At 42.7% G+C, this 26,750-nt stretch carries 24 protein-coding genes; 14 read left to right on the forward strand and 10 right to left on the reverse strand.

Annotated features, from left to right (window positions below; translation table 11 throughout):
- Positions 1 to 22: 22 nt before the first annotated feature.
- Entirely contained in the window at positions 23 to 847 is an 825-nt protein-coding gene (locus AABM38_RS05010; RefSeq protein ID WP_423409415.1) for an alpha/beta fold hydrolase, read from the forward strand.
- A 51-nt stretch (positions 848 to 898) separates the two neighbouring features.
- On the opposite strand, the gene AABM38_RS05015 is transcribed toward AABM38_RS05010, so the two are convergent.
- Entirely contained in the window at positions 899 to 1,843 is a 945-nt protein-coding gene (locus AABM38_RS05015; RefSeq protein ID WP_423409416.1) for a Gfo/Idh/MocA family protein, read from the reverse strand.
- 195 nt (positions 1,844 to 2,038) lie between these two features.
- Here AABM38_RS05015 and AABM38_RS05020 point away from each other — a divergent pair, with 195 nt between their 5' ends.
- Positions 2,039 to 3,331, forward strand: coding sequence for a GntP family permease (locus tag AABM38_RS05020; protein ID WP_423409417.1), 1,293 nt, complete (start codon positions 2,039 to 2,041; stop codon positions 3,329 to 3,331).
- A gap of 127 nt (positions 3,332 to 3,458) precedes the next feature.
- On the opposite strand, the gene AABM38_RS05025 is transcribed toward AABM38_RS05020, so the two are convergent.
- From AABM38_RS05025 to AABM38_RS05050, 6 genes are all read right to left on the reverse strand, one after another.
- Positions 3,459 to 3,809 (reverse strand): hypothetical protein, encoded by a 351-nt coding sequence (locus tag AABM38_RS05025; protein ID WP_423409418.1) that lies wholly within the window; start codon positions 3,807 to 3,809, stop codon positions 3,459 to 3,461.
- Positions 3,810 to 4,083: 274 nt separating this feature from the next.
- The gene (locus AABM38_RS05030; RefSeq protein ID WP_423409419.1) at positions 4,084 to 4,575 is read right to left on the reverse strand and encodes a GNAT family N-acetyltransferase; all 492 of its coding nucleotides are present in this window, start codon (positions 4,573 to 4,575) and stop codon (positions 4,084 to 4,086) included.
- 77 nt (positions 4,576 to 4,652) lie between these two features.
- Positions 4,653 to 4,892, reverse strand: coding sequence for a hypothetical protein (locus tag AABM38_RS05035; RefSeq protein WP_423409420.1), 240 nt, complete (start codon positions 4,890 to 4,892; stop codon positions 4,653 to 4,655).
- Between the two features lie 124 nt (positions 4,893 to 5,016).
- Complete coding sequence (locus AABM38_RS05040) at positions 5,017 to 6,675, reverse strand: glutamine--tRNA ligase/YqeY domain fusion protein (protein WP_423409421.1); 1,659 nt, start codon at positions 6,673 to 6,675, stop codon at positions 5,017 to 5,019.
- A 163-nt stretch (positions 6,676 to 6,838) separates the two neighbouring features.
- Positions 6,839 to 8,491 (reverse strand): M20/M25/M40 family metallo-hydrolase, encoded by a 1,653-nt coding sequence (locus AABM38_RS05045; protein ID WP_423409422.1) that lies wholly within the window; start codon positions 8,489 to 8,491, stop codon positions 6,839 to 6,841.
- 106 nt (positions 8,492 to 8,597) lie between these two features.
- The gene (locus tag AABM38_RS05050; RefSeq protein WP_423409423.1) at positions 8,598 to 10,628 is read right to left on the reverse strand and encodes a methyl-accepting chemotaxis protein; all 2,031 of its coding nucleotides are present in this window, start codon (positions 10,626 to 10,628) and stop codon (positions 8,598 to 8,600) included.
- Between the two features lie 293 nt (positions 10,629 to 10,921).
- On the opposite strand from AABM38_RS05050, the gene AABM38_RS05055 reads away from it, so the two are divergent.
- The 5 genes from AABM38_RS05055 (at position 10,922) to AABM38_RS05075 (ending at position 15,162) form a co-directional block, all read left to right on the forward strand.
- Positions 10,922 to 11,521, forward strand: coding sequence for a DUF421 domain-containing protein (locus tag AABM38_RS05055; protein WP_423409424.1), 600 nt, complete (start codon positions 10,922 to 10,924; stop codon positions 11,519 to 11,521).
- Between the two features lie 154 nt (positions 11,522 to 11,675).
- On the forward strand, positions 11,676 to 12,869 hold the full coding sequence (locus tag AABM38_RS05060; protein ID WP_423410664.1) for an MFS transporter: 1,194 nt from the start codon (positions 11,676 to 11,678) through the stop codon (positions 12,867 to 12,869).
- Between the two features lie 142 nt (positions 12,870 to 13,011).
- A complete protein-coding gene (locus AABM38_RS05065; RefSeq protein WP_423409425.1) occupies positions 13,012 to 13,770 on the forward strand; it encodes a threonine/serine exporter family protein in 759 nt (252 codons plus the stop codon).
- 15 nt (positions 13,771 to 13,785) lie between these two features.
- Complete coding sequence (locus tag AABM38_RS05070; RefSeq protein WP_423409426.1) at positions 13,786 to 14,229, forward strand: threonine/serine exporter family protein; 444 nt, start codon at positions 13,786 to 13,788, stop codon at positions 14,227 to 14,229.
- Between the two features lie 300 nt (positions 14,230 to 14,529).
- A complete protein-coding gene (locus AABM38_RS05075) occupies positions 14,530 to 15,162 on the forward strand; it encodes a histidine phosphatase family protein (protein ID WP_423409427.1) in 633 nt (210 codons plus the stop codon).
- Between the two features lie 97 nt (positions 15,163 to 15,259).
- On the opposite strand, the gene AABM38_RS05080 is transcribed toward AABM38_RS05075, so the two are convergent.
- Together AABM38_RS05080 and AABM38_RS05085 are read right to left on the reverse strand one after the other, a co-directional pair.
- A complete protein-coding gene (locus tag AABM38_RS05080) occupies positions 15,260 to 15,736 on the reverse strand; it encodes a DinB family protein (RefSeq protein WP_423409428.1) in 477 nt (158 codons plus the stop codon).
- A 124-nt stretch (positions 15,737 to 15,860) separates the two neighbouring features.
- On the reverse strand, positions 15,861 to 16,850 hold the full coding sequence (locus tag AABM38_RS05085) for an NADPH:quinone oxidoreductase family protein (protein WP_423409429.1): 990 nt from the start codon (positions 16,848 to 16,850) through the stop codon (positions 15,861 to 15,863).
- 373 nt (positions 16,851 to 17,223) lie between these two features.
- Here AABM38_RS05085 and AABM38_RS05090 point away from each other — a divergent pair, with 373 nt between their 5' ends.
- From AABM38_RS05090 to AABM38_RS05115, 6 genes are all read left to right on the forward strand, one after another.
- On the forward strand, positions 17,224 to 18,393 hold the full coding sequence (locus AABM38_RS05090; protein WP_423409430.1) for an MFS transporter: 1,170 nt from the start codon (positions 17,224 to 17,226) through the stop codon (positions 18,391 to 18,393).
- Complete coding sequence (gene fdhF, locus AABM38_RS05095) at positions 18,374 to 20,503, forward strand: formate dehydrogenase subunit alpha (RefSeq protein WP_423409431.1); 2,130 nt, start codon at positions 18,374 to 18,376, stop codon at positions 20,501 to 20,503. The genes AABM38_RS05090 and fdhF overlap by 20 nt, the downstream gene beginning before the upstream one ends.
- Before the next feature lie 13 nt (positions 20,504 to 20,516).
- A complete protein-coding gene (locus tag AABM38_RS05100) occupies positions 20,517 to 21,068 on the forward strand; it encodes a 4Fe-4S dicluster domain-containing protein (RefSeq protein WP_207501954.1) in 552 nt (183 codons plus the stop codon).
- A gap of 279 nt (positions 21,069 to 21,347) precedes the next feature.
- Positions 21,348 to 22,082, forward strand: a complete 735-nt coding sequence (locus tag AABM38_RS05105; RefSeq protein ID WP_423409432.1) for an Mrp/NBP35 family ATP-binding protein — start codon at positions 21,348 to 21,350, stop codon at positions 22,080 to 22,082.
- Positions 22,083 to 22,118: 36 nt separating this feature from the next.
- Positions 22,119 to 22,649 (forward strand): ubiquinol-cytochrome c reductase iron-sulfur subunit, encoded by a 531-nt coding sequence (locus AABM38_RS05110; protein ID WP_335377120.1) that lies wholly within the window; start codon positions 22,119 to 22,121, stop codon positions 22,647 to 22,649.
- A complete protein-coding gene (locus AABM38_RS05115) occupies positions 22,642 to 22,839 on the forward strand; it encodes a hypothetical protein (protein ID WP_423409433.1) in 198 nt (65 codons plus the stop codon). The genes AABM38_RS05110 and AABM38_RS05115 overlap by 8 nt, the downstream gene beginning before the upstream one ends.
- 71 nt (positions 22,840 to 22,910) lie before the next feature.
- Here AABM38_RS05115 and AABM38_RS05120 read toward each other — a convergent pair whose 3' ends face one another.
- Positions 22,911 to 23,432: a hypothetical protein gene (locus tag AABM38_RS05120; protein WP_423409434.1), complete on the reverse strand. Its 522-nt coding sequence runs from the start codon at positions 23,430 to 23,432 to the stop codon at positions 22,911 to 22,913.
- A gap of 423 nt (positions 23,433 to 23,855) precedes the next feature.
- Between AABM38_RS05120 and AABM38_RS05125 the strand changes: the two genes are divergently transcribed.
- Positions 23,856 to 26,603: a dynamin family protein gene (locus tag AABM38_RS05125; protein WP_423409435.1), complete on the forward strand. Its 2,748-nt coding sequence runs from the start codon at positions 23,856 to 23,858 to the stop codon at positions 26,601 to 26,603.
- The last annotated feature ends 147 nt before the right edge of the window (positions 26,604 to 26,750 follow it).

Here is a 26,750-nt window from a genome sequence, read left to right on the forward strand (position 1 = left end):
TATAATTAGGGAGACATATGCCATGGAATGTAAAGTTAGTAAAGGAACCATTCATTATGAGATTCAAGGAGAAGGTTTTCCTATTGTGATCCTTCACGCAATGGGCACTGACCATCGCTCAATGAAGGCATGGGTGGAACCTGTTTTTGACGACCTGGAAGGATTCCAAAGGGTGTATGTTGATTTGCCAGCCCATGGCGGAAGCGTGATTGATGAAAGTGTAACATCTACAGATGACATGCTTGAAAACCTTCTGGAATTTATTGATGCAGCAATGGAAAATCACGAGTTCTTGCTTATCGGCTCTTCCTTCGGCGGCTATTTGGCGCAAGGCATCCTTCATAAAAGAAGAAATCAGGCAAAGGGCATTTGTTTGCTGGCGCCAGCTTTGCATTTAAAAGAACGCACTCTTCCTGAACGAATTGTTTTTGAAAAAGACGAGGATTTTCTGGAAACCTTGAATTCCGATGTCAGAACGGCATTTGAAACACTTTTCATCTATCAACATAAAAAGAATTTTCATAGCTTTATGGACGAAATCCAGCCAGGCAGGCTATTGGCAAACAGGGAGTTCTTAAGTTCAGATTGGAAAACGAAGAGGTATTTTCTATCAGAAGAGCCTTTTTTTGATGTAAAAGCTTTGTCTCATCCAGCACTGTTCTTGCTTGGGAAACAGGATTATATTTGCGGATATAAAGATCATCAATATTTGGCTCAAAAGTTTTCGGATTCTACTTTGGCTGTTTTAGATAAGGCAGGACATATGCTTCAAATCGAAAAGCGCGAGGTAGTACAGCAGATGCTGAAAGATTGGCTGATTAGCTGCCATGAAAAAAAGAGCGCATAAAAATGCGCTCTAAATCTGATTCTTTTCTAAGGCAATTTTGGCATACCAGCCTCATCCTTTTCTAAGCTCTTCTAAAACGACCTGTGCCTCATAACCAGCAGAAAAATCGATAATGGCAGCTTCTTCGCCTTTCAATCCTTTTACAAGATTATCAATCAAAGAGTCTGTCAGGGAGTTGTCTGCATCTAATGGAACAATGTCCTCACCGATCTTTCCGCCTTCAAGCTGTCCCCAATTCAATACCGATAATGTTCCCTCAGTTCCATAAGCAGTGAACGCAATTTCTTCCTTTCCAGCAATCTGGCTCATGCCATCAATCAGCACTGGAGTTCCATCTGAAAGTTCTAATGTTGCCAAAATAGCATTCTCGCAAGCTTGGGGATCTTTCGGAAACTGCAGCTGAACGTCTTTAACTTTCACCTCACCAAAAATCTTCTGAATCTGCTGGATATAGTGAATGCCAACCTCAAGTACATAGCCGCCTTGTTCCTTGCTTGCCACCCATGCATTTTGCTGCCATGGACGCGGCCACTCTGGGAAATGCATCTTCAGATGGACTCTTCTCAGCTTCCCTACATAGTCAGTCTTGATCATTTTTTCAAAAGTCCTGGCTGCAGGACTGTAATTGAGCGGGAAATTCATGCCATGTACAACGCCGGCAGCTTGGGCCTGGTTTAAAAGGCTTTTCGCTTCTTCAAGAGAATTTGCCAGCGGTTTTTCACATAAAATATGTATTCCTTTTTTCAGCACATCCGAGGCGACTGCATGATGGAACTTCGGAGGCACTGCTACATACACCAGGTCCAGCTCCACTTTTTCAAGCATTTCTTTATGATCACAAAACGCAGGAATCCCGCCAAGCTGAGCAGCAACTTCCTTCGTTCTTTCCTCCAAAGTATCACATACAGCCGCAATCACCGTTTCCGGATGATTTTCAAATCCTTGAATCAAACGCTGACCAATTGCCCCAAGGCCAATAACTCCAACTTTTATCATAGGGAACCTCCAGATTAGTATCTTTTTTTTTATTATACAAATTATTGTGAAAATAAAGTAGTAGAGGAAGAATGATGACAAAATTTTTGGCAGCGTTTTTTCATTCAAAGAAACGCAAATGATGTTCATCCACCCCTAACTATATTAATATTCTAGTAGAACGGTCTATTTTTTACATACCTTGGAGGAACTTTCATGAATGAAGCCGTGATCCACTGGGGCGGAGCAATCTTAGGATTAATCATTGCCATCATCCTGATTTTTAAAAAAGTAAATCCAGTATACGCTCTGTTTGCTGGTGCGATTGTTGGTGGCCTTGCTGGAGGAGCATCGCTTGATGAAACTGTCAACATTGTAATTGAAGGAACGAACAGTGTGATGCCGGCGGTTGTCCGTGTATTGGCGGCAGGAGTTCTCGCAGGCATTTTGATTGAGTCGGGAGCTGCTGAAAAAATGGCGGAAACGATTGTTGGCAAGCTGGGCGATAAGAAAGCTATTTTAGCGATTGCGTTGGCATCAATGATCATCACAGCTGTGGGAGTGTTCGTTACGGTTACGGTTATCATTATCGCTCCGATTGCTCTATCCGTAGGAAGGAAGACTGGCCTATCAAAGCCTTCGATACTTATAGCGATCATTGGAGGAGCGAAGGCAGGAAACATCATCTCGCCAAATCCTAACACTATCGCTGTTGCCAAAGGATTTGACGTCGATCTATCACAAGTTATGCTGCATGGATTTTTACCGGCAACAGGAGGAATTATTGCTACGGTACTCATTGCAAGACTGCTTAGCAATAAAGGCACGAAGATAAGTGAATCGGATCAGCTGGAAAAGATTCATTCAAAGGATAAGCCCAGCTTTGGAAAAGCGATTGTTGCACCTGCTGCAGCAATCGGTCTGCTGGCAATCAATCCTGTAGGCAGCCTGTTGCACTTGGATGCACTAGCGTCTGTAAAAATCGATTCCATGATCATCCTGCCATTCGCAGGTATAGTCGGACTGATCGCTATGGGCAAGTTTGATAGGGTCATAGAATATACAACATCTGGCTTCAATAAAATGACAGGTGTGGCGATGATCCTGATTGGCGCTGGTTCGATCGCAGGAATCATCTCCCATTCAAACTTAAGCAGTGTAGTGGTCAACAGTATCGAGGCAGCTGGTATTTCAGGAACTCTGCTCGCTCCAATTGCAGGCATTTTAATGGGTGGAGCGACAGCAGCAACCTCCACAGGCACAATCGTTGCAGTAGGTACATTTGGCAATGCGATCATTGACATGGGGGTCGCTCCATTAAGCGCTGCTATAATGGTTCACGCAGGGGCAACCGTCCTCGACCATCTGCCGCATGGGAACTTCTTTCATGTATCAGCAGATGCAGTGAAAATGAATATAAGAGAACGAATGACATTACTTCCTTATGAGACAGCAGTGGGATTCATCATGACCATCATTGCAACAATCATGTATGGATTTATTCTATAAAAAAATGCCTTTCCGCTGTGGAAAGGCATTTTTCGGAATTAATACTATCCTGACTGATACATAAGGGCAACAACGCATCTATCTTCACCATTAGAGGTTCGCCAATTGGCGGGTGTTTCTTTACATATTAATCAATATCCGGCTGGAATCCGATTAATTTCGCTTTTTTATCCGCCTTAGGATCTGAATCTGGGAATGTGATGATAGAAGCAATGTATTCCCAGCGGAGGAAGAGGTGAGTGGTACACGTTTCCTCCACCTGTTTCTCAGAAGGAATCGCCGTCCCATCTTCCTTTTGAACCGGCGTGCGCTTATAGCATGGATTCTCGACCCATATTCCCATACTCTCCGCTTGCACCATTTTCACAAGATACCATTCATCCGGCTGATAGATTCCTGTCACATCGCCGATCATATCTTCGGGGAAATTCTTCAGCTTAACCTGTACCTTCTGATTTGCATATGCATCTAAAAACATAGCCATTCTCCTTTCACTTAAAACTCATCCCTTAACTACTTCCTTTCCTGAGCAAATTTTAAACATGAAAAAGGGGGGCTGACTCAAAAGGTTGTTGTATGCAACTTAGCAGTTCATGTCCGAGAACAACTGGAAGCGGAATAAGACCGACGAGTTGTCATGAGAAGGTGTCCGAGAACAACTCGAATCGAAAAAAGCCCGACGAGTTGTTATGAGGGAGTGTCCGAGAACAACTCAAAAAGAGTGCCCCAAAATACATCTGGGACACCCTCTCTTATAAAAATAATACTCTCAATTCCTCATCGTAATAGGTATCCCCGATTCGTAATGCTCGCTTTTCAAGCCCATACACTTCAAAGCCTAGTGAAGAGTAGAGTCTTTTCGCAGATTCATTGCTGGTCACGACCTGCAAGTGAATCTGTTCAATCCTGCCTAACTCCCGAGCCTGCTCAATAGCAATTTCCACTAATCGCTTTCCGACACCTTTTCCGCGGGCCTGTGCAGCCACATACATCGCAAAAATACTGGCACGGTGCTTCATCTTTCGCTTTCCATCCGGGAAAAGTGTCACGACCCCAATCAATGAACCATTTTCAAATGCCCCAAACGTGTAGACTATTGGAAGGCTTTCACGGTACTTATCCACTGAAGCCCCCATCTCTTCTTCATAACTAGATCCGAACGCTTCCGGATGCAGTTTCAGACTCTCCAGCCGGATTGTCTGGTAAATCTCCGCATCCTCAGCTAACAAACGCCTGATTTCCATCTGCTTCACCTCTGGGAAAAATAAACTGACTACACTAATTCAATTAATAGGACCAGATTTCCTTTTTAGCGAGCACATTAAGTAAAAAAGATTAAAAATGAGCTAAGAAATGAACAAAACAAACAAACATAGATGGAAAAGTAGATTAATAGGGGGGCATAAGCTACATATATGCATGGGGTTTGAGCTAAAGTAATTATTTCACCGGTTGGAGAACTTTTTTCAACGGTTGAGAGCAATATATCACCGGCTGGAGAACTTTTTTCAACGGTTGAAAGCAATATATCACCGGTTAGAGCCGTTACTCCTTTTTTCACCAGTTGGCCCCAACCAGCCTACAAAAATCATCCACACCATATCCCAAAATAAAACAACTCCCCAATAAAAAATCCCCGGACACAAAGTCCGGGGATGACAACTTATCCAGCAGTTATACACATATTAAAGCTTGAACGAGCTTTTCAGCGATACAATGCGGTTGAATACTAACTTGTCTTCTGTTGTGTGCTTTGGATCGACATTGAAGTAGCCGTGACGGAAGAATTGGAATTTGTCCTGTGGCTTGGCGTCCTTCATGTTTGGCTCGATGAAGCCATTTAAGATTTCCAATGATTTTTCATTCACGAAATCAAGGAATGATTTGTTTTCTGCTTCGTCAGCAGCTTCTTCTTCACTATCTAAAATTAACGGTTCATAAAGTCTGAACTCTGCTGGTACTGAATGCGTTGCATCAACCCAGTGAAGCGTTCCTTTAACCTTACGGCCGGTGAAGCCTGATCCACTTTTGGTTTCACGATCATATGTGCAGCGAAGTTCAACAACCTCACCATTTTCGTCCTTAATCACTTCTTCACACTTGATAAAATAAGCGTGCTTCAAGCGTACTTCATTGCCAGGGAAGAGGCGGAAGTATTTTGCTGGCGGATTTTCCATGAAATCGTCCTGCTCTACATAGATTTCACGTGAGAATGGAATTTTGCGCATGCCCATATCCGGGTTCTCAGGATTGATCTCTGCATCCAGCCACTCAACTTCTCCTTCTGGATAGTTCGTGATGACAACTTTCAAAGGTCGAAGAACGCCCATTGTACGAGGTGCCTTCAGCTTAAGGTCCTCACGCACAAAATGCTCAAGCATTTGCTCATCAACAGTTGAAAATCCTTTTGAGACACCAGCTGCTTTTACGAATTCCTGAATGGCTTCAGGTGTATAGCCGCGTCTTCTCAAACCAGAAATCGTTGGCAGGCGTGGGTCATCCCAGCCGTCTACGAATTTTTCCTCAACCAACTGCTTAAGCTTTCGCTTGCTCATTACGGTGTTTGTAATATTCAAACGGCCAAATTCGATTTGCTGAGGTGTTTCATTCATTTCACATTCTCTGACAACCCAGTCGTAAAGCGGACGCTGATCCTCGAACTCAGTTGTGCACAAGCTGTGGGTAACGCCCTCGATCGCATCCTCTAATGGATGAGCGAATGCGTACATTGGGTAGATGCACCACTTATCACCAGTATTATGGTGCGTTGCATGTGCAATTCGGTAAATAACAGGATCACGAAGATTGATGTTCGGCGAAGCCATATCAATCTTAGCGCGCAATACCTTTTCACCATTAGCAAATTCACCGTTACGCATACGTTCGAATAAATCAAGGTTCTCTTCTACAGAACGGCCGCGGTAAGGGCTCTCTTTTCCAGGTGCAGATAGAGTTCCGCGATATTCACGAATTTCATCTGCAGACAGGTCATCCACATATGCCAGGCCTTTTTTAATCAAGATTACTGCACGGTTGTACATTTCATCGAAATAGTCGGACGCGAAGAACAATCCGTCCCATTCAAAACCAAGCCAGGCCACATCTTCCTTAATAGAGTCAACGAATTCCTGGTCTTCCTTCAAGGGATTCGTGTCATCAAAGCGGAGATTTGTCTTTCCGCCAAATTCGTCAGCGAGGCCGAAGTTGATGATGATGGATTTTGCGTGCCCGATATGTAGGTAACCATTCGGCTCTGGAGGGAATCGAGTCACGACTTTATTACGCTTGCCGCTCTCCAAATCTTCTTTTATGATCGTTTTTATAAAATTAGAGTTCTCTTCCAATTCGTATCAGCCTTTCCATAGATCAGTCTCATTATGTTTATTTTAATGATTACTATAATATATTTCCACTGAACTCTATAGTAATAAGAAAAAAGCGGAAATACAAGAGGGTTTGCCATCTGGATTATTTAAATAAGGTGCCTCATGACAAGGCACCTTAAAATTACTTCGCTAAAACATTCCTAATGACTTCATTCGTCAGGTTAGGGACTATTTCAAGCGAATAATCCATCTCCATTCGTTCATATCGTTTATGTGCGTCAAGTCCATAAGGTCCAATATTGATAACAGGCACATTCAGCTCACGAATGTCCTGGTACTCCACGTGAAATTTCGTTCCCCAGCTAGGGTTGTTTCTTGAAGCTGCATCCAGTGCTTCATCATCATCGCTCAATGCTAAAAAACTCATGTCCGAAATATAAGGGAAGAAGCTGCGAATAACAATAGGTTCTTCATAATCAGGCTGGATCTTTTCTACAGCCATGTCCAAAGCTTCTATTAAATTACGCTCATCTTCTGTTTCACCCGTCACTTCGATTCGCGGAGAATAGAGCGATGAGTAGAACACGATGATAGCAGGACTTTGATCCGGCATCCATTTCCATGCCTCTTCGACGACTCTTGCTGCATACATCCTTAAATCAAGACTGGAATCTAGCAGTAAAGTCTCTTTGAACGACACCATATGTGCTGTATAGGCAGAGCCATTCGCCTTAATTAGTTCAGCTTCCATCTCTTCAAATGTCATCACCCTTGGCTGCCATGTCAGTTCCTTGCATGGCTCACAGCTGATTTTGCAAAAACGCTCATATCGGTCATAATACAGCTTCAAGGCATTTTCAAAGGCGATAGAAGCCTGATCCTTCAATTTTTCCAGCACATCCTTTGGTGTCCAGGAGTGAATGAAGAAATTGTAATAAACATAGGCAGCTAATGCTGTCTGCACAGTATAGTTCGGCTTAAGATCCATTTGCTTCAATGAAACGGGAGGCATTGTGATCTCACCAAAAGCTTCATTGCACAGGTCCGGATTGTAATCAATCTGCCTTGTCAATTCAGCTGCAACCAGGTTTGGATCCAATCCTTCAAAGGTTGAGCCAACGTGAGTTTCCGCTCCGGTTATGAAAAAAGAAGGGAGCAGCTTTCCAACTGTTCCTTTATAGATATAACGGTTCTTGTCTCCTTCATGGCGAGGAGCTACAAAATCGCTGTTAATCGCGGCGACATATTCAAAGCCTTGTTCTTGCTTCCAGGTATTAAGAATTTTAACGGCCGAAAGCACCCCGTTTGAGCTGTCCTCTTCATCACACTCGGATAAAAATACTAGATTGCCCCGAAGCTCCTCAGGATGTTCAGAATAGTATTTCAGCAAGTATAGATGGGAGGCAACACCGCTCTTCATGTCAAGCACCCCGCGGCCAAACATCCACTCACCGGAGTCAGCGTGTTCTTTTACTAGCGGAGGGAGATTTTCCTTTTTAAGTTCGACAAGCAGTTCATCCGGATGAAAAGCATGATCAGCGAGCTGGGTAAAATCATCAATGCCCACCGTATCATGATGGCCCATTAAAATGATTGTTTTATTGCTGTTTCCCTTTGTACCTTTTACAAAAGCCAGCACATTATAGCGCTCAAGCTCATCATTCTGTGTCTGTGATTTTATGACATGTGTTGGGTTTCCGATGAAATATGGAAAGGAAGAAATCATCGTATAGAGTGCCTGTGCGATTTCCTTTTCTCCTGTTGTATTGACAATGCTCCCGATGTTAACGAGTTGTTTTGTATAAAATAGGACTTCATCCCGGCAATCCAGCATCCAAAGCATCCCCTTTCAAATCGTCTAGGTTTTATTCCAAGCTAACGTAAATCTGTTGAAAATACAACTGAAAAAAAGAGACAGCAATGACTGTCTCTTTGTAACTCTAAATTTCAAATTTCCTGACCGACTCCTGAAGTTCTTCCGCCATATAGGAAAGGGAGGCAGCTGATGCAGCGATTTCCTGCATAGAAGCTAATTGCTCTTCAGTCGCAGCAGAAACCTCCTGGCTTTCAGCATTCACACTGGCAGTGATCTCTTCAATCCTGCTGACGAACTCGACCACTTGTTTAGCACCCTGGCCCATTTCCTCCATAGAAGCTGAAACCTCATGTATTTGAGCTGATACATTATCAACAAATTGCTGGATTTGGCGGAATGAAACGCCTGCAAGATCCACGATTTGAATCCCCTTTTCGACTTCTTCTGTTCCTTTATCCATTGATACTACTGCTGTATTTGTATCTGCCTGGATCGAAGCGATGAGCTGTCGGATACTTTCGGTGGACTTAGCCGATTGCTCTGCAAGCTTTCGTACCTCATCTGCTACAACCGCGAATCCTTTTCCGTGTTCCCCAGCGCGGGCAGCTTCAATTGCTGCATTTAGTGCAAGTAAATTCGTTTGTCCTGCAATTTCAGAAATGACATCGACGATTTGACTGATTTCGTTTGAACGAGTTCCAAGAGTATGAATTACCTGTCCAAGATCAGCGACTGTTTCATTGATGTTTTTCATTTGATGAACGGATTTCTGGATGGATTGTTCTCCTTCCGCAACGACGATATTAGCATCCTTAGCCGTATCGGCTACCTCCTGGGCATTTCTCATAATCTTGTCGATGCTATCGGACATTTCTTTTACAACTTCAGTACTTTGATGAACCATGTTTCTTTGGTTCTCTGTTCCAGATGCAACTTCCTGGATCGAGTTGGCGACCTGTTCAGTTGCGTGGTTGTTCTGTTCCGAGCTTGCGTTTAACTGCTCTGAAGAAGAGGCTAGCAAGTCCGATTTTTCTCCAACCTGCTGGATCAATTCCTTTAACGCTAGAATCATATTATTAAAGCTCGTACCTAACTTGCCAATTTCATCATATTTTTTTACCTCGAAGGACCTTGTCAAATCGCCATTTGCAACACGATCGGTAATATCTCCAAGTTCCTTTAGAGGGCGGGTTATGGATCTGACGATAAAATAAGACAGGAGTACTCCAATGAAGATAAAAATGGCTACGATCATTAAAGTAGCATATAAAATCGGCTGTGCCGCTTCGTCTACTTCCGTTAAATCCATCGAACCAATAATTTTCCACCCGGTGAGCTCGTTTGTGTAAAATTCCATTTCCTTGTCTATCCCTTTGTATATGTAAGAAAGATGCCCTTTTTGATTGGCATATACCTTGCTGACCCAATCACCCTCGGCTTTATCGCCTGGCTTTTGTGTAGGATGTACGATGTAACTTCTGTCTGTCCCCAGAATCGCAGGATATCCCCGTTCTCCGATACTGATGCCATCCGTAATTTCTTTCAGTTCATTTAAACTAATATCAATGCCAAAAACTCCAGAGCCATCACTTACGGCTTGAGCAACTGTAACGAGTAAGTCACCAGTAGCAGCATCGACGTAAGGGTTAGTTATGATCGCTTTTCCGTTACTTGCGAGCGCATCTTTGTACCAAGCCCTTTCACGCGGATCAAAACCTTGAGGCAATTCTTGCTTTGGAAATAATAACATCTCCCCTGAATCTGTTCCCATATATACATTAAGGGATTCTTCATGAAGGTACTTATATTGCTTGAATTTAGCAATTGTATTCTGCAATTCCTTTTCAGAATATGAATCTCTGTTTAAAGCCTCTGTAAAGTATGCAGCATCGAAAAGCTTTGGTTCGATTTTGCTGTATAAAAATTTATCCAGCAGCATGACATTTTTTTCTGAGCTTAATTGGATTTGTTTTTTAATTTCATCCTTCGCATTCTTAAAGGACATAAATCCTACCATCAGAGTTGGAATCAGGAGAATGGCAATAAAAGAAATAATGAGTTTACCCTTGATTGAAATAGATTTCTTTCCCTGTGTTTCAGAGTTTTCTTTATTTTTTCGTCCGAGTTTCATAGTAGTCCGTATTCCTCTCTTCATTTTGAAAATAACTTCTTACTCTTTATCGGACGCCCTAGAAATATATCTACTGGAAAAACAATACAGAAGTTTGCAAAGAGTACATACCACACTCATTCAAGGACAATCAATTTTTTGTTAGATTGAAAAAGAAAATATGGGTCGAATTTCATGATATTAGCGAAATGTAAACCTTTATCAAATTTAAACTTATAGGCGAGCTGGAAAATAACGATGATAAATAACAACTATTATCACTCATAAAAATAACTCCTTTGGAGATATTACTAGATGTATTTTTTAGGAGGGGTACCATGGACTTTACGTTTATCTGGCAAACTTTTGTAATGATAATGGCAGGGATTTTGCTATTAAGAGTTGCGGGCAGAAAATCGATTTCGCAAATGACACTTGCCCAAACCGTTGTGATGATTTCACTTGGAACGATTATTGTACAGCCAATTGTTCAGAGAAGTATGACAAAGGCGATCGGAGGGGCGGCGATCTTCGTTGCGACTATTTTGATACTGGAATATCTTGAGTTGAAGTTCAATTTCTTTGAAAAATTCATCACCGGCAAATCCAAAGTTGTGATTGAAAACGGCCAATTGAATGTAAAAACTCTTAAGAAACTTAGGCTGACTGTGGATCAATTAGAGATGCGGCTGAGAAATCAGGGAATATCGAAAATGGAGGATATTAAGTTCGCTACTATTGAGGCTAATGGCCTGCTTGGCTATGAATTGAAGGACGACGCCAAGCCGCTGACTGCAGGTGAGTTTAAGAAAGTGCTAAATGACTATCTTCCAGCATTGATCGTTAGTACTGAAAGGAAAAAGGAATCAGTACAGCCTGATTTTTTTGAAGAGCTTGGTAAATCAAATAAACAAAACAATCCCGATTACCTGCAATGAATTCCACCATATTTCCCTTTTAAATATCCTGCTGGCTGTGCTATTATTTAGAAATGCGAAATATAAAAATGAAATCTTCTCCGTGCAGAAGATTTTTTTCTTTTATAAAATAGAAAGCAGTTTGCAGCAAAGGGGAGATACACACTTGTCACAAATGAAGAAAGAACCATTATGGACTTCATCCTTCATAAAATTAATGGTAGGGAATCTTTTCGTTTTCATGTCATTTCAGATGCTGATTCCAACGTTGCCTCCATATATAAAATCAATCGGGGCAAGCGGGACGGAGATTGGCTTGGTTACGGCCTTGTTTTCGATCGGAGCGGTTTTGAGCAGGCCATTTATCGGTTTTATGCTTGAATACAAAGCCAGGAAACCACTTGTGCTAATAGGAGCGCTTATGCTCCTATTAATTACCTTTTTATATCCGCTTTCTCAGGTCGTCGTTATTTTTCTGGCCTTCAGATTGATTCATGGACTTGCCTGGGGCTGGTCAACAACGGTGAACGGAACAGCTGCGGTAGATGTGATACCGAACTCCCGCTTAGGGGAAGGCATGGGGTATTATGGTTTATCGATTACAATTGGGATGATTATTGCGCCGAGTCTTGGAATATTTTTGTTCCAGGTTACCTCGTTTACTAATCTTGTCTACATTTCAGGCGTATTAGGCGTTATCGCATTACTCCTCATGGCTTCAGTACGCTACCAGACACCAGATATCGTACTTAAAACAAAGAAAGAAGATCTAAAGTTTTCTTACCTGGGTTCACTGATTGATAAATCTGGCTGGTTCCCGGCCATGCTGACTTTGTTCATTAATCTTGGCTACGGAACGATTGTCACCTTTATTGTCATTTTTGGGGAAGAACGCGGAATCGATCAAATCTTCCTGTTTTACTTATGTAACGCGGTTCTTGCCTCACTGTCACGTCCAGTAGCGGGAAAATGGTTTGATCAGAAGGGGCCAATAGGTCTTGTCATTTTAACGATTTTCATCACATTCATCGGGATGTGGGTGTTGTCGTTCGCACATTCCAATTTCATGATTGGGCTAGCAGGAGTCCTTTTTGGAATCGGCTTTGGTTCATTGATCCCAACCTTACAATCTTGGACATTATCCCAAACGCCCGCAAACCGCAGGGGTGTTGCAAATGGGATGTTCTTTTCCTCGATTGACCTTGGTATTGGACTCAGCGGATTAGTTTTCGGCGTGCTTGCACAGTATGTCGAGATTGGTACACTATTCCAGATTTCCAGTGTGTTCATGGTAGCAGCACTTATCATGATTATTTTGAAAGGCCGGCGCACAAAGGAAGCTCGCCAGCCCAAAGAGGCTATCTCTTAAATATAATGTATGGGCAAGAAAGCCTGACCTGCTTACAGGGTCAGGCTTTCTTGCGTTTTAATATATGGTTGCTTATAGACGCTCTTATGATTTAAACTGGTAAAGAAATTTATCTTGGACGGATTGGTAAGTGAGGACAGATATGGAGAATCAGGATCAGACTTTTGAAGTGATGCGGGCATGTCTGCTAGCGGGTAAAATTATGCTTCAAAGCGGAGCGGAGACTTACAGGGTAGAGGACACGATGTCCAGGATGGCGTCAGCATTCGGAATCAGCAATACTCACAGCTATGTAACGCCCACCGGGATTATTTTTTCGGTGGAAGGGATAGGTCCTGAAAGGACTAAGCTTGTCCGCATTTTAGACAGAACAACGGATTTAAGGAAAGTGGCTATGGTTAACAGTATTTCAAGGAAAATCAGCAGTGGTGAAATAGGGCTTGTAGAGGCTTGCGGGCTCCTTGCAGAACTGGAAAAAGCCAATCTCTCCTACTCTTTTTATACACAGCTCGCTGCAGCAGCAATTGCGAGCGGCTGCTTCACGATCATGTTCAATGGCAGCTGGCTGGATTTTCTTCCTTCCATGGCAGCTGGAGGCATTGGCTACTTCCTTGTCGTTTATTTTCACCGGATCGTTCCGGTCAAATTTTTTGCGGAATTCCTATCTTCCTTTTTTATTGGAATGGTTTCCTTTTTCTTTATAAAATTCGGCCTTGGCCAGGAGCTTGATAAAATCATCATTGGTTCCGTTATGCCGCTTGTTCCTGGTTTGCTGATTACAAATGCAGTAAGGGATTTGATGGCTGGCCATTTAGTATCAGGATTGTCAAAAGGAGCAGAAGCCTTGCTGACTGCCTTTGCAATTGGCTCCGGAATTGCGGCCATTTTATCTTTCTTATAGGCAGGAGAATCAGCCATGACATATGTTGAACAACTAATAACTAGCTTTATCGCATCTGCGGCATTCGGGATTATTTTCAACGCGCCTAAAGAGTCTTTGTTAAAATGCGGGTTTTCAGGGATGATCGGCTGGATCGTATATTTTGCTCTTGATTACAATGGATTTGGAACGATTTTCGCCACGCTTATGGCCTCGTTTTTAATTGCTGTGATCAGCCAAGTCTTTGCGAAAGCATACCGAACCCCGGTCATTATTTTCAGCGTTGCCGGAATCATACCACTAGTGCCCGGAGGTCTAGCATATGACGCAATGAGGAATTTCGTGGAAAATAACTATAATATCGCTATTTCTCTTGCAGCTAAAGCCTCGATGATCTCTGGAGCGATCGCAGTCGGCCTGGTGTTTTCCGAAGTCATCAATCAAGTAATTCGGCGCTCCAACATAGGACCGACTAAGTAACTTTATACGTTAGGTAAAAGACTCAATATTAATTTGAGTCTTTTTTTGTGGAATAAATTAGTTGTTTGATCACGAGAAATCTTTCAAAGACATGAGTAATGTGTATCTGCTGAACTGGCTGAAAAAGATAGATGTTATGACCAAGCTCTTGGAAAATAGATGTCATGAACTGCAAATGAAATTGTATGGTTCGAAAATTGCAGAAATATGTATGAAGAACTCAATTGAAGTTTAATGAAGGTATTGTCCTAAAAATGCAGAATTAAATAATATGTATTTTTTTGTAAAAGGGATGAGAACATGGAAATTTTATTAATCAGGCATGGTGAATCTGAAGGGGATATATTGCATGTGCACGAGGGGCGTGCGGATCTGCTCCTGACTGACCGAGGGCGCAGGCAGGCTAGAGAAATGGCAAAAGTGGTAAAAGAGAAATATATGCCTGAAGCTATTTGGGCAAGTACATTAAAAAGAGCAAGGGAAACCGCAGAAATCCTCAGCCAGGAAACTGGAATCAAGGTAAAAGAAGATGATGATTTAAGAGAGTTCAATAATGGTGTTTTGGCAGGCTTGCCATATGCAGAGGCAAGAACCCGCTATCCAGAACCAGAAGGAGGCAGGAAGCCTCATGAAGCTATTGAAGATGGAGAGTCGGAACTTGAATTCCGTTTCCGTGCCGAAACAGTATTTTCAAAGATTCTTGCTGAAAGTGCAGGCAGGAAGAGAATTGCGATTGTTTCACACGGCGGGATGATTTCTAATTTGCTAAAAGCTTTTCTGAATCTTCCTGCGGTCTCAAACACCTATTTTTTGACTGGAGACACTGGCATTCATTTGCTGAAAGTGAACGGAAATCAAAAAGCGGTTTTATTTTTAAATGACTGCGGACATTTGGCAAAAGTAGATTCAGAGGTGCTCGTATCGCAAAATTAAAGTGAAACAGCCCAGATCCGATTAAAAAAGGATTTGGGCTGTTTTTTTGATAGGCAATCGTATGGATTTTGCTTTTACAAATTCTTGTTCTAAGGGATCAATCCCAGATCAGAGGGCGGTCAATTCCCATTGTTCTCATATAATCTAATAGCTGACCGGTGTGGATGGACTCGTGGTAAGCAATGCGCAATAACATATCACCAAGTGTCCTTACATAACCCACATCTGAGCGATCAATTTTTATATTCTCTAAATCGCTTGCACTGTTAGATTTAATGTAATGAAGAAATTCCTCACGATAAGGCTGTGCAAATTCAAGATCCTCTTCAACCGTTGTAAATTCTTTGGTGTCAAAAGGATTGGATAAATTAGTTAACGATGTACTGCCTCCTGAGATTAGAATCTGATGATAGATATATTCGCTTTCGAGTACATGCCTAATCATTTCGGCACAAGAAAGGGCATTTTCATCAGGTTTCCATTCTAACTTTTGTGGAGGTATTGCCTTCCAAACTTTTATACTCCTGCGTCTTACTTCTTCAAAATTAAGTATGATTAGATCTATTGCATTCATCTCGGCAACCGTCCCCTTCATTATTATTCACAGGTAGATTATACCAAATGTGAAAAGGGAAGGGTGTTTTTTAATCATCTCAAGATCCGAGTTTTTGAAACCAAAATGGTAAGAAAAGTGATCTTTATATTTTTACAATCGTCCGTCCGCGGTTTTCTCCTTTTAGGATCGAAGAAAGGACTTGCGGCAGCTCATTCAGGGTCACTTCATTTTGGATAGTATCTAACAGTCCCTCTGGTTTCAGGTCTGTTGCCATCCGCTGCCAAAGCAGCTTCCTTGTTTCCATTGGACAGTACACGGAATCGATCCCTAGCAGGTTGATTCCTCTGAGAATGAATGGGAAAACAGTCGCTGCGACATCTGTTCCACCAGTCAGCCCGCTGACTGCCACAGAGCCGTTATACTCAAGCTTGCTAAGGATTGCTGAGAGTGTTTTGCCGCCAACAGGGTCAACAGCAGCCGCCCAAAGCTGCTTATCGAGAGGCTTGATTTTTTCACCGGTCACCTCATCGCGGCCGATAATTTCTGCTGCTCCAATTCCCCTCAAATAATCATGTTCTGACTCTTTTCCTGTGCTCGCGACAACATGATATCCACGCTTTGCCAGCATGGCAACGGCAACGCTTCCTACCCCGCCGGTAGCTCCCGTAACGAGTACCTTGCCTTTATCTGGTGTCAGCCCATTTTCTTCAAGGCGGTGGACAGACAGAGCTGCCGTGAACCCTGCAGTACCATAAACCATCGATTCCCTTAAAGTAAGACCTTCTGGCAACGGAACGATCCAGTCCCCTGGAATTCTTGCATATTCACTATATCCACCAAAATGGGACACGCCGATTTCATAGCTTGTTGCGATGACCTCGTCACCTTCCATAAACCGCTTATCGTTGGAGCTGACAACTGTGCCAACCAGGTCGATGCCGGGTACGAAAGGATAGGATCTGACAATTTTTCCATTTGGTATGCTTGCAAGCCCGTCCTTATAGTTGACGCTTGAATAAGCAACTTTAATGACAACATCTCCTGCAGGCAGATCCTCCAGGTTAATGGTTTTAACCTCTGCCGAGAAATCCTCTTCCGTTTTATTGACGATAAAAGCTTTGAAATTGTCCATAATCTCCAACCCTTTCTGCTTTATTAGTATCAGTATAGGCAAAAACAAGCCCAACTTCTAATAACTCAACTTTAAAGTGCAATCCACAATACCATATCTATCAGCTGATCCCATATGATTTTTGTTGCACCTGAGTGAAATTATTACGAATTTGTGTCCTTCCTGCCCATTTCAGTTTAGGTGTGACGGACTTCACATATCTTTTATATGCCCTATTTTAAGATTTAATTAAAAGAAGAATCGTCATGGAGGTAAGTTGATAAATCAATTTTTCACTATTCACAAAGTGTTTACAAATTCACCCTTTTTTTACTGTTTTTCCATGTTAAGATAACTTTTGAAATCGGAGACGATTTACAGGGAGGTAGCAAAGTTGTACAAATTCGAGAGATCCTTTTACTCAAAAACAAGCATGTATTCCTTCGGTGTTGTGCTCATTTTATTTTTCTCAATGTGGGTTTCGACTTCCAAGTTTGTGCATATAGACATGGCGCTTCTGGGCTATGCGATTTCATCAGCGGTTTTTGCGATTGGACTGACAATCCGGATGAGCTTCTGGATGTGGCGGAAAGCCACAAACCGGGTGGCTGCACGAAGCGTCTCTAACCTTTTTAATAAAGAAAGATTGAAACGCAATTCAAAAGCAATTTTTATAACAGTAGTCGATAATATCATTTTGCAGAAATTCATTTTTCAGCGCGGTTTATACCGCGGAATCCAGCACTTCATGATCTCATGGGGCTGCATTATCAGCTTCGCGATTACCTTTGGACTTACGTTTGGATGGATGCGATTCGACCTGATTGACCCGGTAACCTACCAGATCATCGTGTTCGATGTTCCGACCATCACAATGGCAGCGCACGGAATTTTCGCGGAAATCGTTTATAACGGACTGAATATCGGAGCCATCATGGTACTGATTGGGGCAGCAATGGCGCTCTACAGACGAATTACCAACTACGATGTAAAAGTAACACAGCGTTTCGAGTTTGATATTCTACCATTGTTGATTCTTCTCTCAGTGACGGTAACAGGCTTGATTCTGACAATACTTTATACATTCCTGGATGGCTGGATGCATCACTATGTTTCTCTTATCCACCAGGTAACAGTCATCATCATGCTCGTTTACTTCCCGTTCGGGAAATTGTTCCACGTGCCGATTAGGCCGCTGGCAACAGCAGTTCCAATGAGTTATCAAGAGGTGGTAAAAGTGGATACGAAAGCATGTAAGAGCTGCGGACAGCCATACAGCAATGACGACCAGATTGCGGACGTACAGGCAATACTAAAGAGCCAGAACTTCGACCTTCAGCTTGCGGATGGAACGTACCTTTCAGATTACTGCACTGGATGCCGCCGCAGGATGCGTGCGATGAAACAAATGAATCTTGAAGCTCCAAAGGGCAATCCATACGGACCGGTTAGCACAAATAACGGAATTCACATATCAGGCTTCAGCAAAAAACGTTCGGATGAATTTTACGGAATTGACCAGGATTTAAAGGAGGAAACAGAAAATGAGCCAGTTTCTCGTTAAAGAAGGCGTGAAAAACCAGATTCGCAAAGGCGAAAAATTAGTCACAACACATTGCTGCTACTGTGGAATGCAATGCGGAATGCACATTCGTGTCGATGAAAAAACGAATAAGGTTATGGGTGTTGAACCGCGTTATGACTGGGTTTTGACTAGAGGGAAAATGTGTCCTAAAGGCGTCACTGCGTATCAGACAATTGACCACCCGGACCGCATCAAGCGTCCTTTAATCAAGAAAAATGGCAAATTCGTAGAATCCTCATGGGAAGAAGCGCTTGATTTAATTGAAAGAAAGTACAAAGAAATCCAGGGAACATACGGAAAGGATGCTCTTGCGGTATATGGCGGCGTATCCATGACAAATGAAAAATGCTACCTTGTCGGAAAGTACGCCCGTGTAGGACTTGGAACTCGTTATATTGATTATAATGGCCGCTATTGCATGAGTTCTGCAGCAGGCGGATTCAATAAGACGCTTGGCATTGACCGCGGATCATCAATTCCATGGACTGAGCTTGAGCATAGTGACTGCTTTTTCATGGCGGGCTCTAACACGGCCGAATGCCACCCTACAAGTATTCAATGGTTCTGGAAAGCAAAGGACAAAGGCGCGAAGCTTATTGTTGCCGATCCGCGTGAAACAGCTACAGCGAGAGTTGCAGATGTACACCTTGACCTGCTTCCAGGAACAGATTCAGCATTGGCTAACGGCATCATGCACCTTTTGATCAAGCATGATTATGTTGATCATGAGTACGTGCAGGAACGCTGCAATAATTTTGAAGAATTGAAAGAAATGACAGCGAAATTCACGCCTGAGTATACTTCGAAAATTACAGGTGTAGCGGTTGAGAAAATCATAAAGGCTGCACACATTTTCGGAAAATCGCCTCGTTCTGTGGTTATGTTCGCACGTGGAGCAGAGCAGCAGACAGCAGGTGTAGATAACGTAAGTCTTTACACATCGATGGCTCTTTTAAGAGGACAAATCGGCAAGTTCGCTTCTGGTGTTGCGACTTTTACTGGACAGGGAAACGGCCAGGGCGGACGCGAGCACGGGCAAAAAGCAGATTTGCTGCCAGGCTACCGTAAGCTGACAGATCCGAAGGCGGTTGAGTACATTTCTGGAGTTTGGGGCATCCAGCCTGAAGAAATGCCGCAGCCAGGGGTTTCGGCTTATGAAATGTTCCATCTAATGGAAGCTAAGACGATTCGCGGCTTGCATGTAATCTGTTCCAATCCGGTTGTGTCATCTCCGAATATTAATTATGTTCAAGAACAATTGGAAAACCTTGATTTCTTAGTCGTAAATGATTTCTTCCTCTCTGAAACAGCAGAACTTGCAGATGTTGTCCTTCCAGCGACAACATGGGCTGAGGACGAAGGAACGACTACAAATACAGAAGGCCGAATCATCCACATCCGTAAAGTAGTGGAGCCGATAGGCGAATCAAAACCAGACTGGGAGATTATGAGCCTGATTGCTGAACGCCTTGGTAAAGGCCAGCACTTTCAATATAATGAGCCAAGAGAAATTTTTGATGAACTTCGCCTCGCATCCAAGGGCGGCAAGGCCGATTACTATGGTGTCACATATGAGAAAATCGATGAGCAAGACGGCGTCTTCTGGCCTGCACCTGCTTTGGATCACCAGGGAACACCTTCTATGTTCAAAGAAAGGTTCGCAACGGAAGATGGCAAAGCCAATCTTGCGGTTTGTGATTTCAGAGGACCTGCAGAAGTGCAGTCAAAGGAATATCCTCTATGGCTGACTACAGGCCGTGTCGTATTCCACTACCTTTCAGGAAACCAGACAAGACGCGTCGACTTCCTGAAAGAACAATGCCCTGAGCCATTCGTGGAAATGCATCCAGAATTGGCAAGCGCCTACCAGATTGAAAATGGTGAAAGTGTCAAGCTAACTACACCGCGTGGCGACATGATCGCACCGGTTAAAATAACAAAAGCAATTCGCAAGGATACAATGTTTGTTCCATACCACTGGGGCAAGAAACTCTCAGTCAATCAATTGACCAGCCCGGCATTGGACCCGATCTCAAGGATGCCTGAATTTAAAGTTTGTGCTGTTAAGCTAGAAAAAATAAGTAAATAGGAGGACGGCTATAATGAACAAAATAATGTATCTCGAATTTGAACGCTGTATCGGATGCCGTGCCTGCCAGGCAGCCTGCCGTGAGTGCGGGGACCATGATGCGAAGGAACGGAACTATGTTGAATATGTTGATTTTACAGAATCCCGCCAGACATTCCCGATGCTGTGCATGCAATGTAAAGACCCAGCATGTGCCCGTGTCTGCCCGGCTAATGCCATCCAGATCACCGATGAAGGCGTAGTACTTTCAGCGATGGAAGAAAAGTGCATCGGCTGCCGCAACTGTACATTCGGCTGTCCGTTCGGAATACCTAAGTTCGATTTTGAAAAGAACAAAATGTACAAATGCGATATGTGCTATGACAGAACGCGCCATGATATCGCGCCAATGTGTGCATCTGTCTGCCCAAGTGACGCGATTCGCTTCATCGATTTCGATGAAATGCAGCAGCTTCGCAGAAAACGCACTCAAATGAACCTTGTGGAAGGCAAAAAACCTCAAGAGGGGAACAAATGGGATTACGTCCCTGAATTCTTCGGAGTTTATACAGATTCCCAGTCATAATGTTAATAAGAGCCGGCCGGAAAAGAGCGCTAAGTTCATTAGGGCCGGCTCATATTCTATACATTGGCTAAGAACTTAGCGAAAAACAAAATAATATAGCGAAAATCTAATTTTTATAGCGAAAATCAAAATAATATAGCGAAAATAATGATTTTATAGCGAAAACCAAATTTTTATAGCGAACTGGAAATTATCATGGATTTTTTCCAGTTGGGTTTCAATAAAACTCATATAAGGTAGGGAATAGTAACCCGACTTTCAAAAAAAGAGGTGCTTCACATGTTAAAAGGAAATGTACTGGCAGTGACGAGCGGTAAAGGCGGAGTGGGCAAATCATCGTTAGCGGTGAACTTGGCACTTGCGCTGCAAAAACTGGGCAAGTCAGTTGCCATAATTGATCTCGATATATACGGATTCAGTGTACCGAAAATCCTTAATATAGATTCAAAGCCAAAAACATTCAACGGTAAAATCATTCCGGTTGAGGCGGACGGAATTAAAGTCATGTCAATGGGCTTCCTTGTTAAAGATAATGAGCCGATTGTATGGCGCGGGCCCATGCTCGGCAAGATGATCCAGCATTTTACCGAAGATGTTCTTTGGGGAGAAATGGATTACTTCATTTTGGATATGCCTCCTGGCACAGGTGATGTGGCGCTTGATATGCATTTGATGATTCCGCAGAGCAAGGAGATCGTTGTGACGACCCCACATAAAGCAGCATCTTTTGTTGCTGAACGAGCTGGAGCAATGGCGATCAAGAGCAAGCATGAAGTGATTGGCGTTGTTGAAAACATGTCCTACTTTAAGCCGGAGGACAGCGAACAGAAGTATTTCATTTTTGGAAAAGGCGGCGGAGAAGAGCTTGCTGCACAGCTAGGGACGGAAATGCTCGCACAGCTGCCAATCCAGGAAGCCGATGAAAACAGTGAAACGCCAGCCATTGCTGCGGAAAATAGTCCTTTATTTAAGGAATATCTTAACCTGGCAGAAAGAATCAACTCGAAGTTTTAAAACTGCAATGAACTCTATGAGCAGGAGGATTTGGCCATGAATGATGATAAAAAGAAACAGTCTAATCATGAAGATGACAAGGATATGATTAAGCTGATTGAAAACCTGAACAGAAAAGATGATGTCCATTTAAATAGAAGGGCGTTCTTGAAAGCTTCCTTTGGTGCCACTGTTGCAATCGGTTTGGCAACGACACCATTTGGCATCTTCACCTTTTTGCGCGATGAAAACGGTGAGGTGAAAAGAGTCGAGATTACCGACATTGAAGATTTAGCGATTGGCGAGTCAAGGAACTTCAACTACCCAACGAAAAATGAGCCAGCAATTTTAGTCAGAACACCTGATGATAAATTCGTGGCTTACAACAATAAATGTACACACCTGCAATGCCCAGTTTTTTACGAGCATAAGGAAAATGTTTTGCTGTGCCCTTGCCACAAAGGCTATTTTAATGTGGATAGCGGCCAGCCAATGGCAGGACCGCCGCAGCGCGAACTGCCAAAAATCCTTCTTGAAATTAAGGATGGCAAGGTATTTGCTGTTGGGAGGGAATTAAGACATGAATAAAAAGAGAGCAGCTTTTTTATCGATTTTCCTGTTCCTAGCTGTCAATGTCGTTGCTCTTTCAAATGCAATCGAGGGATATTATGGGCATGAAGATGACCGAGTGTACATTGCCGTTGCTGTGGCGCTGGTTTCTACCTTGTTAGCTGCGGTGGCATTCTTTATTTGGAAAAAAGCAGAGTATAAGAAGTAAATGAAAAGCAGCGGGAAATGCCCCAGCTGCTTTTTATTTCGTTTTATTTAGTTCTCACAGATGATCCCGATTTAGCTAAACTGATTGGTTGGCACAACCCTTATATTTTCCCCTTCAAATTTCCTTTCGCCGAACAAGGTAATCAGAGTACAGCTGATGATGCGGAAAGGAGGGAATGAAATGTCGTATTCAGCAAGCAGGCCGGACCCAAGTTCCTCACCAGCGTTGTTCAATGCTTGGACATTTTGTCCTTCAAGAGTTTTAAGCTTCGCTTTCATTAAGAATGCTTTCCATTCCTCCCAGTTTTTTATCAAGTACGCTTTTTCACCATTTTCAAGGTAGCCAAGCTGGCAGCCCCTTTCGTCGATTGCCGCCTCATTTCCATAGCTAAGCTCGAGAATGATGTCTCTTAAAAACTGAAATTCCTCTAAATCTAGATACGGGTCTATTTGGAATTCGACTTCGCTTTCAGTGCCTTTAATGACAGCCAGTGATTTATTACCTCGATAAATAGAATAATTGCCGCCGCTCTTCTTTATATGTTCAGATTTTATATGTTCAATCGGAGTCCCCATAACCTTCAATGTGAGCATGTACATTCACCCTTTCATAACCATCATATAAACCAATTATAATAAGTTTGCCCTATCAACGGTGTGACAAACTTCATTCCAACCCCAGAAAATCCCCCACTAGTTCGAAAGATATAGATGGAAACAAACAAATCACCGCACCACCGCACCACCTCGTTGGGGGTCAGACCCCCAGCGCTTTAAAGTGTTAAATGGCAGTTAACTGGATGTTATATTAAAAAGGTTACAATATTCGTAAAGGTTGTAGCATAACTGAAAGGGAACTGAAATCTTGAATGAAAATTTGTTTGATAGAATACAATGATAAGGTTTGAAGACGCGTACCTTGAGGAAAAAGGAAATGTTAAGAAGATTACTTTAATGCCTGAAGGAGTCTGAGGGCTCTTTTTATTGATTCATATTATGATAAGGTCGGAGGATAACATGACATTTGAGGAGCAGCTAATCAAAAAGTCGTATTTTGAAACATATATGGGGTCTGAAGGACGGGTCCATCCGGTCCGGGTACTAGGAGAACTGTACCTTGCTGAACAAAAGAATGATATGCCCGATTTGTCCTACATTCGTTTTGCGCAGGGTGAGGTTTATTTTCATAATAAGGATTTCGAAGCAGCGATCTTTAAATGGGAAAACATAACGAATGAGCTGGAGCCATGGGCGAAGAAGAACATGGGTGACGCGTTTCTTGAGCTTGGCCTGCTGCCTTCAGCAGAGGATTTGTATCTTTCCATCCAAACGGAAAGCACAGTCCTGAAAATCGAAAGCGGCCTGCAGCTATTATCCCTTTACATAGAACAGGGAAGTTTAGATAAAGCTGTGGCTGTCGTTAAGCAAACTGTTGCGCTGGATCCAGACTATCCAGGAGTGACCGAGATCGCACGTGCTTTTTTTGAAGAGCACCAAGATTGGAATAATGCTGTTGAACTGGCTGTCAATGAAGGGGTTCGCACGGGTTCGCCACGCTGGTTCGATGTGTTGACACAGTATGTGGACCAAGGGAATACAAGCACATTCGAACCAGCATATTTCAATACGGCTTTATCTGTGTTATTCCAAGTAGATCGCAGCCGTTTTGAACAGCTTGCTGTTTCATTATGGCAAAGCTACAGAGGCCAGACAACCTATATGACATGGCTGCGAGAATTCAATCATCTGTTCAGTGGAATGGATGGGAATAGAAGGGATGGCTGGAATCAGCTATCGGCTGTATACCAGGATGCCTACTTTGAATTGATTAATGGCGATCGGCTAATCAAGGAAATTTCGCCTTTGATTCCAGATATGCTTACTAATTGGCTGAAAATCACCACTCCTGCTAATAGCCTTGTTTCAGCATCATCCATCATTGCCTGGAATGAGGTGTTTCCATCCACAATCAGCGGGTCTGCCATACATGATGCCGAGACGCTCATCTTGAATTCGCGTGAATATCATGAAGGCTATGAAGATAGCATGAAGCTGTTCACAACAATCATCAAGTGGGCTGAAGAGCATGAAATCGAAGTTGGCAATCGGATTAAGTGGATGGTGCAGGAACTGAACGAGTCCAATGTCCATAACCTGCTTGTAGCAGGTATTTCAGGAAACGGAAAGTCTTCGTTTGTTAATACGATCATCGGAGAAGACTTGATTACTGCACCTACAGCAGCGGTCATTCGTTTCAACGATCAGCAAAACACTGAAATCCTGGAGATTACGGACACAGTTGTACGTGAAATTACGGATGTAAATGATTTTCAAGAAGTGGCAGGCGTACGCCGCCAAACACATAAGAATGAAACAGTTATTGATTTTAAAGCCCAGTTCCCGTTCCTGCGTGAGCATGAACTCGCTTTGATCGACACACCGGGGGTCAACCGCAATAATTACGACAAGCATCCGTTGTTTAATTACCTGCGTTTTGCAGACAGCTTACTGTTTGTTCTTAATGCGAATGACCCATTCACAGATAAGGAAAGAGAGATCCTTTCGAAGATTTCGGAGTACTTCCCTAACCTGCCGATCCACTTCCTGTTGAATAAAATGGATGTTATCTACAGCCAGCAGGAAGCGATTGAAGTATTTGATAGTACCTGGTCTGAAATCAGTCAATATTACCCTGATGCTAAAATGTTTGCCTTCTCATCAAATTATGAAAAGCAGCAGCAGCTAAAGGATTTCTCTGATTTCCTCAAAACAAATCGAAACGCCATCAACTTTGAAGAAGAGCGAACGTCGAAATTACAATTCTTTGTCAGAAGGGCGATTACTTATTTGCTTGATAAGCGGATCGAAATCGAAAATAACCATATGGAATCCATCAGCTGGAATGAAGAAATGGTCGGTAAGCTGAACGGAGCCATCAATCAGCTGGGAGATATTGAAGAGGAAAAATCACGCTCAATCCAAAAATCGTTCCGTAAAATTAAGGACGACACCCGTGCTGAAATCATCGAGAAAATTCCAGAACTGCTCCGCGGCTGTACGGATTTAGTGACGGAAGAGAGTGATTTTGGAAGGCTGCATGATGAGATTGATAAAGAAATGAATATCCGAATCCAGGAGTATCTGGATAACACGGTGCTTCCTAAATTCCATGAATCTCTAGAAGGCTGGGTACAATTTTCAAAAGAAGAATTCGATCATAGCCAGTCGTATCTGAACGAAATGGCTGAAGGCTTCAATGCGATGTATGGGGATGAACGGATTAAGCTCGAATGTGATTTCAGAGTGCTCGATGACTGGCGCCGAGATGCTGACAGGATGACAAATGGTGTCCATTATGAAAAGGTCAATATCATGCACAGATCGACTCCTCAGCAGTTCTTTTTAAAGAGTGCTGGAAAGCTTCTTGGAGTGCTGCCGCAAAATAATACGATGCTGTACAACCGTTATAAAACTTATCTTGAAACCGAAGATTACTATGAAATCGCTGTTTCGATTGCCAATAAATTTCTTCAGCAATTCGAGATTTTCGAAAAATCGATTGAGCGCGATGTGAATTTATTCTTTAAGCAGCCTTTCATTGCTCTTGAGCAAGCTGTTGAAGAGGCACGTGCAGAAATTGAATATGGTAAAAATGAGCTTGAAAAAATGAGAGTGAACCCTGAGTTGTACCGTGATCCATTAACGCTGTATGAAGTAAAACTGCGTCAATATGAATGGATGACGGCAGCTGGCAGAAGGGAGTAACTAGGAAAAGGAAGATTCCTGATTTGGGGATCTTCTTTTTTTATCCAGTCAAAGACGAATAAAATTTAATTTTCGAAATAATATTGACAATATGAGTATAGGAGATTAAAGTAAGTTTATCGATTTGCTCCGTTAACTTAATAAAGA

It is taken from the genome of Heyndrickxia sp. MSNUG (genome assembly GCF_049532715.1).
Classification (GTDB): Bacteria; Bacillota; Bacilli; order Bacillales; family Cytobacillaceae; genus Mesobacillus.

Coding starts and splice junctions, on each gene's coding strand:
- AABM38_RS05050 (WP_423409423.1), bottom strand. CDS start 10,628: ATGAAGAGAGGAATACGGACTACTATGAAACTCGGACGAAAAAATAAA.
- AABM38_RS05055 (WP_423409424.1), top strand. CDS start 10,922: ATGGACTTTACGTTTATCTGGCAAACTTTTGTAATGATAATGGCAGGG.
- AABM38_RS05085 (WP_423409429.1), bottom strand. CDS start 16,850: ATGGACAATTTCAAAGCTTTTATCGTCAATAAAACGGAAGAGGATTTC.
- AABM38_RS05125 (WP_423409435.1), top strand. CDS start 23,856: ATGACATTTGAGGAGCAGCTAATCAAAAAGTCGTATTTTGAAACATAT.
- AABM38_RS05080 (WP_423409428.1), bottom strand. CDS start 15,736: ATGAATGCAATAGATCTAATCATACTTAATTTTGAAGAAGTAAGACGC.
- AABM38_RS05120 (WP_423409434.1), bottom strand. CDS start 23,432: ATGCTCACATTGAAGGTTATGGGGACTCCGATTGAACATATAAAATCT.
- AABM38_RS05030 (WP_423409419.1), bottom strand. CDS start 4,575: ATGGAAATCAGGCGTTTGTTAGCTGAGGATGCGGAGATTTACCAGACA.
- AABM38_RS05015 (WP_423409416.1), bottom strand. CDS start 1,843: ATGATAAAAGTTGGAGTTATTGGCCTTGGGGCAATTGGTCAGCGTTTG.
- AABM38_RS05110 (WP_335377120.1), top strand. CDS start 22,119: ATGAATGATGATAAAAAGAAACAGTCTAATCATGAAGATGACAAGGAT.
- AABM38_RS05105 (WP_423409432.1), top strand. CDS start 21,348: ATGTTAAAAGGAAATGTACTGGCAGTGACGAGCGGTAAAGGCGGAGTG.
- AABM38_RS05025 (WP_423409418.1), bottom strand. CDS start 3,809: ATGTTTTTAGATGCATATGCAAATCAGAAGGTACAGGTTAAGCTGAAG.
- AABM38_RS05065 (WP_423409425.1), top strand. CDS start 13,012: ATGGAGAATCAGGATCAGACTTTTGAAGTGATGCGGGCATGTCTGCTA.
- AABM38_RS05115 (WP_423409433.1), top strand. CDS start 22,642: ATGAATAAAAAGAGAGCAGCTTTTTTATCGATTTTCCTGTTCCTAGCT.
- AABM38_RS05100 (WP_207501954.1), top strand. CDS start 20,517: ATGAACAAAATAATGTATCTCGAATTTGAACGCTGTATCGGATGCCGT.
- AABM38_RS05020 (WP_423409417.1), top strand. CDS start 2,039: ATGAATGAAGCCGTGATCCACTGGGGCGGAGCAATCTTAGGATTAATC.
- AABM38_RS05045 (WP_423409422.1), bottom strand. CDS start 8,491: ATGCTGGATTGCCGGGATGAAGTCCTATTTTATACAAAACAACTCGTT.
- AABM38_RS05075 (WP_423409427.1), top strand. CDS start 14,530: ATGGAAATTTTATTAATCAGGCATGGTGAATCTGAAGGGGATATATTG.
- AABM38_RS05060 (WP_423410664.1), top strand. CDS start 11,676: ATGAAGAAAGAACCATTATGGACTTCATCCTTCATAAAATTAATGGTA.
- AABM38_RS05010 (WP_423409415.1), top strand. CDS start 23: ATGGAATGTAAAGTTAGTAAAGGAACCATTCATTATGAGATTCAAGGA.
- fdhF (WP_423409431.1), top strand. CDS start 18,374: ATGAGCCAGTTTCTCGTTAAAGAAGGCGTGAAAAACCAGATTCGCAAA.
- AABM38_RS05070 (WP_423409426.1), top strand. CDS start 13,786: ATGACATATGTTGAACAACTAATAACTAGCTTTATCGCATCTGCGGCA.